The organism is Pseudomonas sp. Sample_21, from assembly GCF_004307525.1.
Taxonomy (GTDB): domain Bacteria; phylum Pseudomonadota; class Gammaproteobacteria; order Pseudomonadales; family Pseudomonadaceae; genus Aquipseudomonas; species Aquipseudomonas atacamensis.
Window position 1 is genome coordinate 53,393 of sequence record NZ_RCNZ01000044.1, and the last position, 10,159, is coordinate 63,551.

The following is a 10,159-nucleotide window of genomic DNA, read 5'->3' on the forward strand; positions in this document are numbered from 1 at the left end:
CTCACATCCAACCAATATCTACCGAATACACTCAGTTTCATTGTGGGAGCGAGCCCGCTCGCGAAGAGGCCGGTACATTCTACAGATGCATTGAATCATCAGACGCTTTCGCGAGCAGGCTCGCTCACACTTCAAGTCGGCTGAGCCTCAGCCCCGTGGCAAGCGGACAATGGCAGTCAGCCCGCCACCCGGTGTTTCTTCCAGGTCCAACCGCCCACCCAACCGCTTCGCGGCTTCGCGGGCGATGGTCATGCCCAGTCCTACGCCGCCGGAGTTGCGGTTACGCGAGCCTTCCAATCGGTAGAACGGTTCAAACACGGCTTCACGCTGGTCCTCAGCAATCCCCGGCCCGTGATCAATCACCCGTATCAGCAATTCCTCACGCTGTTCCAGCAGTTCAATCCGCGCCTGTCCGGCGTAACGCAGGGCGTTGTCCAGCAGGTTGTTGATGCACGAACGCAGCGCCATCGGTTGTACTGGCAAAGGCGAGCAGTGGCCGCTGACCTCTACATCGGCGCCCTGGTCCTGGGCGTTTTCGCACAGCGATTCGACCAGCGCCTGCACGTCCAGCAACTGCAAGGCTTCGCTGGTGCGTTGTTCGTGCAGATAGGTGAGGGTGGCGTCGAGCATGCCGATCATGTCGCCCAGATCCTGGCGCATCTGGCTTTGCAGCTTGTCGTCGCTGATGTTTTCCAGACGCAGTTTCAGCCGTGACAGTGGCGTACGCAGGTCGTGGGAGACGGCGCCGAGCATGCGCGCGCGTTGCTGGACCTGTTCGCGGATGCGCCGTTGCATGAGGTTGAAGGTGTGCGCCGCTTGCCGGGCTTCGCGCGGGCCGGATTCGTCGAGGGGGTCGCTGTCGAGGTCTTCGCTCAGGCGCTCGGCGGCGTCGCTCAGGCGCTGGATCGGCCGGCTGAGCAGCTTGGCGCCGTACCATGCGGCAATCATCAGAGTGATGAACTGAAAGGTCAGCGGTACCACCGGGCCACCGAACCAGGGGCGTGTTTGCCTCGGTGGGTAAGCGGCGTTGTGCAGCGGCGGTTGGCCGTCGATGTTCGTTGAGAACTCTGGCGGTGGTGGGGGCGGAGGAGGGCCGTAGAGCCTGAACCAGGCGAAGGCCAGCAGGTGCGCCAGGACAATCGCCACGAACAGCACCCCGAACAGGCGACCGAACAGGGTGTCCAAGCGCGCCTTCATCAGCCGATGTCCCGCGCGTCGAACAGGTAACCCTCGCCGCGCACGGTCTTGATCAACTGCGGGGCTTTCGGGTCGTCACCGAGTTTTTGCCGCAGGCGCGAGACCAGCAGGTCGATGCTGCGGTCGAAGGCTTCGATCGAGCGACCGCGAGCGGCGTCGAGCAGTTGTTCGCGGCTGAGCACGCGGCGCGGGCGTTCGATGAAGACCCAGAGCAGGCGGAATTCGGCGTTGGACAACGGCACTACCAGGCCGTTGTCGGCGACCACTTGGCGCAGGACGCTGTTCAGGCGCCAGTTGTCGAAGCGAATGTTGGCGCGCTGTTCGCTGCGGTCGTCGCGCACGCGGCGCAGGATGGTCTGGATGCGGGCGACCAGTTCGCGTGGTTCGAACGGCTTGGCCATGTAATCGTCGGCGCCCAGTTCCAGGCCGATGATGCGGTCGGTGGGTTCGCAGCGGGCGGTGAGCATCAGGATCGGGATGTGCGATTCGGCGCGCAGCCAGCGGCACAGCGACAGACCGTCTTCGCCGGGTAGCATCAGGTCGAGGACGATGACGTCGAAATGTTCGCCCTGCAGCGCCTGGCGCATCGCAGCGCCGTCGGTGACGCCGCTGGCGTGAATGTTGAAACGGGCGAGGTAATCGATCATCAGCTCGCGGATCGGCACGTCATCGTCGACGATCAGCGCGCGGATGCTCCAGCGCTTGTCGTCTTTGCTTTCATCCGTCATGGTTGTCGGGGTGTTGTGCATGGGGCTGTTCGCTGCCAGTGGTGGTTTCAGCATAGGCGTCCGGCCGGGAGGCGGGAAGTGCTGTTGTAAGGACGTGTTGCGCCGGGCGAGGCTAACCCGTATGCGTGTTGCCGGCGTGTCGGCTGTGTATCGGAGTCGACACAATAGCCGTGCGGGCTAAGCTGATAACCGCCAGCGCGACGATTTACCGATCATCGGGTGCCGCGCTGCCGCCGGTTCCGCTACAATGCGCGCCGTTTTCGACCAGCCTGAGAGCCCATCCATGTCCGCCTGCCAGACTCCTATCATCGTCGCCCTGGATTTCCCCACCCGTGACGCCGCACTGAAGCTGGCCGACCAGTTGGACCCGAAGCTGTGCCGGGTCAAAGTGGGCAAGGAACTGTTCACCAGTTGCGCGGCGGAAATCGTCGGCACCCTGCGTGACAAGGGTTTTGAAGTGTTTCTGGACCTGAAATTCCACGACATCCCCAACACCACCGCAATGGCCGTGAAAGCCGCTGCCGAGATGGGCGTGTGGATGGTCAACGTGCACTGCTCCGGTGGCCTGCGCATGATGGCTGCCTGCCGTGAAGAGCTGGACAAGCGCAGTGGTCCGCAACCGTTGCTGATCGGCGTGACCGTGCTCACCAGTATGGAGCGCGAGGATCTGGCCGGTATTGGTCTGGATATCGAGCCGCAGGAACAAGTGCTGCGTCTGGCGGCACTGGCCGAGAAGGCCGGGATGGACGGTCTGGTCTGTTCGGCGCTGGAAGCGTCGGCGCTGAAAACCGCGCACCCGTCGCTGCAACTGGTGACCCCGGGAATTCGCCCGGCAGGCAGCGCGCAGGACGACCAACGGCGCATTCTGACCCCGCGTCAGGCGCTGGATGCCGGTTCCGATTACCTGGTAATCGGCCGTCCGATCAGCCAGGCGGCAGATCCGGCGCAGGCGTTGGCCGCAGTCGTAGCCGAAATTGCCTAAAGCTTATTGAAGATCCAACTGTGGGAGCGAGCCTGCTCGCGAAGAGGGAGTGTCAGTCGGCGTCATTACCGACTGATCTTCCGCTTTCGCGAGCGGGCTCGCTCCCACATTGGTTTCAGGCTGGCCTTAAACCTTCAACACCAACTTGCCAAAGTTCTCGCCGTTGAACAGTTTCATCAGCGTCTCCGGGAACGTCTCGAGCCCTTCAACCACATCTTCCTTGCTCTTGAGCTGCCCGTTGGCCATCCAGCCGGCCATCTCCTGGGCGGCGCTGGCGAACTGCGCGGCGTAGTCCATCACCACAAAACCTTCCATGCGCGCGCGATTGACCAGCAGTGACAGGTAATTGGCCGGGCCTTTGACCGCTTCTTTATTGTTGTACTGGCTGATCGCGCCGCAGATCACCACGCGCGCCTTCATGTTCAAGCGGCTCAGCACCGCGTCGAGAATGTCGCCACCGACGTTATCGAAGTACACGTCCACGCCTTTCGGGCATTCGCGCTTCAGACCGGCCACGACGTCTTCGGCCTTGTAATCGATGGCGCCGTCAAAACCCAATTCGTCGATGAGGAATTTGCACTTGTCGGCCCCGCCGGCGATGCCGACGACGCGGCAGCCTTTGATTTTGGCGATCTGCCCGGCCACGCTGCCCACCGCACCGGCCGCGCCGGACAGCACCACGGTGTCACCGGCTTTCGGGGCGCCGACGTCGAGCAGGGCGAAGTAGGCGGTCATGCCGGTCATGCCCAGTGCAGACAGATAGCGTGGCAATGGCGCGAGTTTCGGGTCGACCTTGTAGAAACCGCGCGGCTCGCCGAGGAAATAATCCTGCACACCGAGGGCGCCATTGACGTAATCGCCGACGGCGAAGCCAGGATTGTTCGAGGCGATGACTTTTCCCACGCCCAGTGCGCGCATGACCTCACCGAGACCGACCGGCGGGATGTAGGACTTGCCTTCGTTCATCCAGCCGCGCATGGCCGGGTCGAGGGACAAGTATTCGTTTTTCACCAGAATCTGTCCCGCCTGTGGCTCGCCGACCGGTACTTCCTGATAAGTGAAAGTCTCGCGGGTCGCGGCGCCCACCGGGCGTTTGGCGAGCAGGAACTGGCGATTGGTCTGGTTGGTCATGACAGGCACTCGAATGGAATGAAGCCTTGTTGATAGCTCTTCAACGGCGATGTCGCAAGGTTGGCTGATACGGCGAATGCGAGTCGATCCAGTGCAGTGATGATTACGGGGCGGGTTTTATCACTGCAGCGCATGGGCCTGTAAACAGCGATCGCATAGTGCTGACGCGCTTTCGCTGCCCTTGGCTATGCTGCGACGCCAACATCTCCCATTTTTTTTGCATTCGAGGACATAGCCATGAGCATGACGTTTTCCGGTCAGGTGGTTGTAATCACGGGAGCCGCCTACGGCATCGGTCGCGCGACAGCCCTGGCGTTTGCCGCCGAAGGCCTGAAAGTGGTGGTGGCTGACCTCGACGCGGCTGGAGGCGAAGGCACGGTGGCGCTGATTCGTACCGCCGGTGGCGAAGCGTCCTTCGTGCGCTGCGACGTGACGGTGGAAAGCGATGTAAAAAATCTGATGGATGAGGTGATCAATACCTACGGTCGTCTCGACTATGCCTTCAACAACGCCGGGATCGAAATCGAGAAGGGCAAACTGGCCGACGGTACGCTGGACGAGTTCGACGCGATCATGGGCGTCAACGTCAAAGGCGTCTGGCTGTGCATGAAGTATCAGTTGCCGTTGCTGTTGGCGCAGGGCGGTGGCGCGATCGTCAACACGGCGTCGGTAGCCGGGCTGGGCGCAGCGCCGAAAATGAGCATCTATGCGGCGTCGAAACATGCGGTGATCGGCCTGACCAAGTCGGCGGCGATCGAATACGCGAAAAAGAAAATCCGCGTCAACGCAGTGTGCCCGGCAGTGATCGATACGGACATGTTCCGCCGTGCCTACGAAGCCGACCCGAAGAAGGGCGAATTCGCCAACGCCATGCACCCGGTCGGGCGCATTGGCAAGGTCGAGGAAATCGCCAGCGCGGTGCTGTATCTGTGCAGCGATGGCGCAGCGTTCACCACTGGGCACTCATTGGCGGTGGACGGCGGCGTGACGGCGTTCTGAAAGTTGCCGAAATACAAAGAACCCGCCTGCGTGCGGGCTTTTTTGTACCTCGCGGTCGGTCCCTGTGAATACCGTTAAACAATGTGTATCAAACCGTTAGAACTGCCGCATTTGGCGGTGTTGTCGCACAGCCTCGGCGGCGCGGCTGTGATTTACTGCTGCCAGCAAAACTGACAGGAGTTTGCGAGCTCATGGAACTGAGAATTGACCGACAGGCAATGGTGCCGGTCGTGCAGCAGATCGTCGACGGAATGACTGACTGGATTGTGCAAAGCGGCATCCCGCCGGCCACCCGGTTGCCCTCCGTACGGCAAATCGCCCGGGGTAATCTGCTCAGCCAGTCGTGTGTCGTCGAAGCCTGCGAGCGCCTGGTTTCGCAAGGTGTGTTGACTGCGCGTCAGGGCGCGGGATTCATCGTCGCGGCCTCGCCGCCGTTGCGCGAAACGGACTCGGAACTGGCAGTGTTCGAAGGCCGCCATGCGTGGTGCGATGAGCTGAGCGCTTCGTCGGGCCGCTTGGTCTTGGGGCAAGGAGGCTTGCCGCCGAGCTGGCGTGAGCCCGACGACCTCAGCTACGCATTACGCGAGGTGGCGCGCACCGACATGGCCAGTCTGTTCAACTACAGCTCGCCGCTGGGCCTGCCAGCGTTGCGCGAGCAAATTGCCAAGCGTCTCAAACTGCTGAACATCGACGCTTGCAATACCCGGCTGATGAGTACCAGCGGTGCCAGTCATGCGCTCGATCTGATCGTGCGCACCCTGTTCAAGGCCGGCGACTGCGTGGTGGTGGAAACGCCCGGTTATGCACCGTTGTTTGACCTGCTGCGCCTGCACGGCGTACAGATGCTCGAAGTGCGTCGGACACCGAGCGGGCCGGACATCGACATGCTCGAGTCAGTGCTGCGTCAGTTTCGTCCCAGCGCCCTGTTCATCGGCAGTCATCACCACAACCCCACCGGCAGCTGCCTGACGCCTGCGGTCGCCCAGCGTATCGTGCAGTTGAGCAAGACCTACGACCTGCGCGTGATCGAAGATGACGTCTACGCTGATCTGCACACCGGCAGCGGTACACGGTTGGCGGCGCTGGACCATGGCGGCAGGGTCATTTATGTCGGCAGCTTCTCCAAGACCCTGAGCAGTTCGTTGCGGGTCGGCTTTGTTCTGGCTGACAGCGAACTGCTGAAGCGCCTGGCCGAGGTCAAGATGATCAGCGGGCTCGGCTGTTCGAGGCTGGCCGAGGCGGTGCTGGCCAGGCTGATGGCGACCGGCGCTTATCGCAAACTGGTGCAGCGCCAGCGCCAGCGCCAGCGCTTGAATGCCGATCGCGCGGCGGCCTTGCAGGCCCTGGAAGACGCCGAGTGGGAAGTGTTTGGCAAGCCGGTTGGCGGGCTGTTTATCTGGGCGCGGGCACGCTTGCGCGATCAGACGTCGGTGCGCAGGCAGGCCCAGCGTTGCGGGCTGGAGTTATCCGCAGCGGACGCCTTCAGTCCCAGCGGTGAGTGCGGTGACTGGCAGCGCATCAATGTGGCCTGTGCCTGCGACCCGCGGGCTCGGCAGTTTTTTCGCAATACTTGCGCGGATCGACCTCCAGCATTCTGAAAACGACGCGGGCGTAGCTTTTTGCCATTATTCCGACGCCAGAGTCTTGTGCTGGTTAGAGCCCGTTGCGAATCTTCGTTCACAGACTTTGGCAGGGGACTACGCGCAATGATTTCGGCCGTGCAAGGACGTTTTGCCAACCTCGGTATGGCGAAAAAACTGGGTATCGGATTTGTGCTGGTCTTGCTGCTGACTGCATTGGTGGCGGCGATCGGCGTCTGGTCGCTGCAAACCATCAGTCTGCGTTTCGACGGCTTGAAGCAGATGTCCGCGCTCAACAGCGGCCTGCTCAAGGTGCGCCTGCTCGAGCAGGAATACGCCCTGCGCGGCAATCCGAAGACCGCCGATGCCTTGCGCGAAGGCGTCGATGGGCTGATTGTTCTTGCCGGCGAGCTCAAGGCACATTCCCCGGCCAATGTGCCGGTGATGAGCGATGTCGAGCAAGCGCTGGGCGCTTATCGCAAGGCCTTCGATGAATTCGTCTCGCTGAGCCAGGCCAAGGACCTTGCGCTGGAGATGGCCAGTTGGTCGGTGTCGAGCGTGGCCAATAACCTTGACGTGTTGCAGAGCGGCCTGGCCGATGATGGCGCCTACACCTTGAAAGACACCGAGGGCAAGGACGGCGCGCAGTTCATCGAACAGGCGAATCAGGTCAGTCAGGTCTCGCGACTGATGCTGCAAGCGATGAACGAAGCGCGGGTGCGTCTGGATCAGAGCCGCAAGGGCGATGCCGACAATGCCGGTCAAGGCAATATCGAACAGGCCGCGCAAGCGCAGGAGCAGGCCGAGGCGCTGAAAACCACGGTCAAGGACGAGGGCTATCTGACGGTGCTCAATGAAGTGTCGGGGCATATCGCCGGATTCAACGAGAAACTGGCTGAATACACCGGTTTGCTGGCGCAAGAAAAAACGGTTTATGACCAACTGCATCAGCGCGCGGCGCAGGTGGTGGACCGGGTCAATCAGGCCTACGTCGCCGAAGATGCTTCGATGCAGGCGGAGCTGAAAAAGAACACGGTGTTGATCATTGGCTCTTCGGCGCTGGCCTTGTTGGTCGGATTACTCGCCGCGTGGGTGATCACGCGCCTGATCGTGGCGCCGCTGCGCAGTGTCATTCGTGTGGCGCAGCAGATTGCTGCGGGTGATCTGACGGCGAAGGTCGAGGTGACGCGCCGCGATGAAATGGGACAATTGATGTTGGCCATGCAGCAGATGGCTGCCGGCCTCGGCACGATTGTCAGTGGCTTGCAGGCCGGGATCGAGCGCTTGGCCGGTTCCGCGCAATCGCTGTCGGCGGTGACCGAGCAGACCAATCTGGAGGTCAACAGCCAGAAGGAGGAAACCGAGCAGGTCGCCACCGCGATGAACCAGATGACCGCCACGGTACATGACGTCGCGCGCAATGCCGAAGAGGCGGCGCTGGCGGCGCAGACGGCGGATGACAAGGTCGAGAGTGGCCAGCAAGTGGTGCGCCAGAGCATGGCGCGGATCGAGCAGTTGGCGGATTCGGCGACCTCGGCCAGTTCCAGCATCGAGAGCCTCAGCGCCGAGATTCAGAATATCGGCACGGTGCTGGAGGTGATCAAGAGCGTGGCCGAGCAGACCAATCTGTTGGCGCTGAACGCTGCAATCGAAGCGGCGCGGGCTGGCGAGCAGGGCAGGGGGTTTGCGGTGGTGGCCGATGAGGTGCGTGCGCTGGCACGGCGTACGCAGCAATCGACCGAGGAGATCGAGCGCCTGGTCAGTGCCTTGCGCGCGGCGGCACAGTCGTCGGTGCAGCAGATTCGCAGCAGTGGCGAGTTGGTCAAACTGGCGGTCAGTGATGCGTTGCAGACCGAAAGTGCGCTGGGGAGTATTGCGGCGGCGGTGTCGTTGATTCAGCAGATGAATCAGCAGATCGCGGCGGCGGCGGAGGAGCAGAGTTCGGTGGCAGAGGAGATCAATCGCAGTGTTACGCAGATTCGTGCGAGTGCGGATCACTCTTCCGTGGCCATGCGCGGGAATGCGGCTTCGAGTGTTGAGCTGGCGCAGTTGGGTGGGGAGTTGCGCTCGATGGTTGGGCATTTTCGGCTTTGAGCCTTGGCGGCCTTTGGGCCGGCCAGGCTCTTGGCTTCGCCGCGTGGGGATGGCCCGGGTTTGCTTTTGCTGTTCTGTGGGAGCTGGCTTGCCAGCGAAGGCAGCCTGACAGCCGACCGATTTTTACCTGAGAACACTGCTTCCCAATGTGGTAGCGAGCCTGCTCGCGAAAGCGGTCTTCAATTCACATCCTCTTTCAAGTCGGCCACAAAAAAGCCACCAATAAAGGTGGCTTCTTTACCAGTATTCCCGACTCAGTCGTAAATCACTTTCTTCTTCCAGTCCGCATCGGCTTCGACATCCTTCAAGCCGGCGGTTAGTTGGTTTTCTTCACCTTCCACCGGGGCGATCTTGTCCATGACCTGGGCGTTGGCTCGGGCGAGGAGTTTTTCCAGGTATTGCAGTTGCTCGGCATACATCTGCGGGTCCTGCTGTTTGCGCAGATATTGCACGCCGCGTTCGAAGGCGAGGCGGGCCTGGCCGGGTTGGTTTTGTTGCAGGGACTGTTGGCCGAGGTTGTTGAAGAATTCGATGTGCAGCAGCACGAGAATGTGGCGCACTTCGCGAATCCATTGTTTGGCTTCGTTCGGTGGCAGAAAGCCGTCGTGGGCGGCGCGGGTGATCTGGCCGTGCAGGGCTTCGAGGAGGAAGCGCACGTCTTTGGCTTTGGCTTCGGTCAGGATCGGCGCGGGCGGGTTGTTCACCGGGATCGATTCGCCCTGGGCAACGAGGGCGCTGAGTTCGGTGATGCGGGCCTTGGTCGTCGCGCTGGTTTTTTCCAGGTTGAGCAGGCGCTGGCAGACGTTGAGTTCCAGGCGGGTCAGCAGCAGCTTGAGCGCCGGGGTCATGAACTGGCCGGGGAAGGTTTCGGTCAGTTCGCCGCAGCGGCGCAGGCGGTCGTTGAGTTCGACTTTGGTGCGGGCCTTCTCCAGTTTGTTGTTTTCCACCACATGGTTCATGTAGCCAATGGCGATCAGAATTGCGATCCCGGCTACGACTAGCAGGGTGATCATGAGTGGTGTCACCGGTAAGACCTCTTTATAGGGTTCGCATGCGAGTGTAGTGGCTGGGCATTTAGGCGCCTAGCGCCGCTCGACGGGTTTGATCGGCTGCTGCAATCTGTATCGGCCGCCAGCTGTATAGATGAATGCTGGCGCTTGATGTGCAGATTGCCATCACTGTGCGGTGACTATAACGTCTTGGCGAGTGGCGGAATATAGGCGTCAGGTTTCGGACGACGGAAAAGCCCTACGCGGCCCGTAATCCAGGTCGAAGTCATTGATTTAAATAAATTTATATCAGGGGGTTGACGACCCCTCAATCCATCCATAGAATGCGCGCCACTTGCAGCGTAAAGCACACAGCGAAACGCGGCAGGGAGTGAATGTTGTAGTGTGTCCCCTTCGTCTAGTGGCCTAGGACACCGCCCTTTCACGGCGGTAACAGGG

At 61.4% G+C, this 10,159-nt stretch carries 8 protein-coding genes; 4 read left to right on the top strand and 4 right to left on the bottom strand.

Annotated elements, in window-relative coordinates:
• Positions 1-147: 147 nt before the first annotated feature.
• Both D8U71_RS06430 and D8U71_RS06435 read right to left on the bottom strand, forming a co-directional pair.
• On the bottom strand, positions 148-1,197 hold the full coding sequence (locus tag D8U71_RS06430; protein WP_130887414.1) for an ATP-binding protein: 1,050 nt from the start codon (positions 1,195-1,197) through the stop codon (positions 148-150).
• Positions 1,197-1,946, bottom strand: a complete 750-nt coding sequence (locus tag D8U71_RS06435; RefSeq protein ID WP_130887415.1) for a response regulator transcription factor — start codon at positions 1,944-1,946, stop codon at positions 1,197-1,199. Before D8U71_RS06435 ends, D8U71_RS06430 begins: the two co-directional genes overlap by 1 nt.
• Before the next feature lie 262 nt (positions 1,947-2,208).
• Between D8U71_RS06435 and pyrF the strand changes: the two genes are divergently transcribed.
• Complete coding sequence (gene pyrF / locus D8U71_RS06440) at positions 2,209-2,907, top strand: orotidine-5'-phosphate decarboxylase (protein WP_071173241.1); 699 nt, start codon at positions 2,209-2,211, stop codon at positions 2,905-2,907.
• Between the two features lie 126 nt (positions 2,908-3,033).
• On the opposite strand, the gene D8U71_RS06445 is transcribed toward pyrF, so the two are convergent.
• Positions 3,034-4,038: an NADP-dependent oxidoreductase gene (locus D8U71_RS06445; protein WP_016773662.1), complete on the bottom strand. Its 1,005-nt coding sequence runs from the start codon at positions 4,036-4,038 to the stop codon at positions 3,034-3,036.
• Positions 4,039-4,275: 237 nt separating this feature from the next.
• On the opposite strand from D8U71_RS06445, the gene D8U71_RS06450 reads away from it, so the two are divergent.
• The 3 genes from D8U71_RS06450 to D8U71_RS06460 all read left to right on the top strand — a co-directional run bounded on the left by D8U71_RS06450 (position 4,276) and on the right by D8U71_RS06460 (position 8,711).
• Entirely contained in the window at positions 4,276-5,037 is a 762-nt protein-coding gene (locus tag D8U71_RS06450) for an SDR family oxidoreductase (RefSeq protein WP_016773663.1), read from the top strand.
• Positions 5,038-5,228: 191 nt separating this feature from the next.
• Positions 5,229-6,635, top strand: coding sequence for a PLP-dependent aminotransferase family protein (locus D8U71_RS06455; protein WP_130887416.1), 1,407 nt, complete (start codon positions 5,229-5,231; stop codon positions 6,633-6,635).
• 108 nt (positions 6,636-6,743) lie between these two features.
• Positions 6,744-8,711 carry a methyl-accepting chemotaxis protein gene (locus D8U71_RS06460; protein WP_130887417.1) on the top strand — a complete coding sequence of 656 codons (1,968 nt, stop codon included), beginning with the start codon at positions 6,744-6,746 and terminating at the stop codon, positions 8,709-8,711.
• Between the two features lie 254 nt (positions 8,712-8,965).
• Here D8U71_RS06460 and D8U71_RS06465 read toward each other — a convergent pair whose 3' ends face one another.
• The gene (locus tag D8U71_RS06465; RefSeq protein WP_039764159.1) at positions 8,966-9,724 is read right to left on the bottom strand and encodes a hypothetical protein; all 759 of its coding nucleotides are present in this window, start codon (positions 9,722-9,724) and stop codon (positions 8,966-8,968) included.
• Positions 9,725-10,159 lie beyond the last annotated feature (435 nt).

What these genes read in the sequence shown, in the direction of transcription:
- D8U71_RS06430 (WP_130887414.1), bottom strand. Translation starts at nt 1,197, where the DNA reads ATGAAGGCGCGCTTGGACACCCTGTTCGGTCGCCTGTTCGGGGTGCTG.
- D8U71_RS06435 (WP_130887415.1), bottom strand. Translation starts at nt 1,946, where the DNA reads ATGCACAACACCCCGACAACCATGACGGATGAAAGCAAAGACGACAAG.
- pyrF (WP_071173241.1), top strand. Translation starts at nt 2,209, where the DNA reads ATGTCCGCCTGCCAGACTCCTATCATCGTCGCCCTGGATTTCCCCACC.
- D8U71_RS06445 (WP_016773662.1), bottom strand. Translation starts at nt 4,038, where the DNA reads ATGACCAACCAGACCAATCGCCAGTTCCTGCTCGCCAAACGCCCGGTG.
- D8U71_RS06450 (WP_016773663.1), top strand. Translation starts at nt 4,276, where the DNA reads ATGAGCATGACGTTTTCCGGTCAGGTGGTTGTAATCACGGGAGCCGCC.
- D8U71_RS06455 (WP_130887416.1), top strand. Translation starts at nt 5,229, where the DNA reads ATGGAACTGAGAATTGACCGACAGGCAATGGTGCCGGTCGTGCAGCAG.
- D8U71_RS06460 (WP_130887417.1), top strand. Translation starts at nt 6,744, where the DNA reads ATGATTTCGGCCGTGCAAGGACGTTTTGCCAACCTCGGTATGGCGAAA.
- D8U71_RS06465 (WP_039764159.1), bottom strand. Translation starts at nt 9,724, where the DNA reads ATGATCACCCTGCTAGTCGTAGCCGGGATCGCAATTCTGATCGCCATT.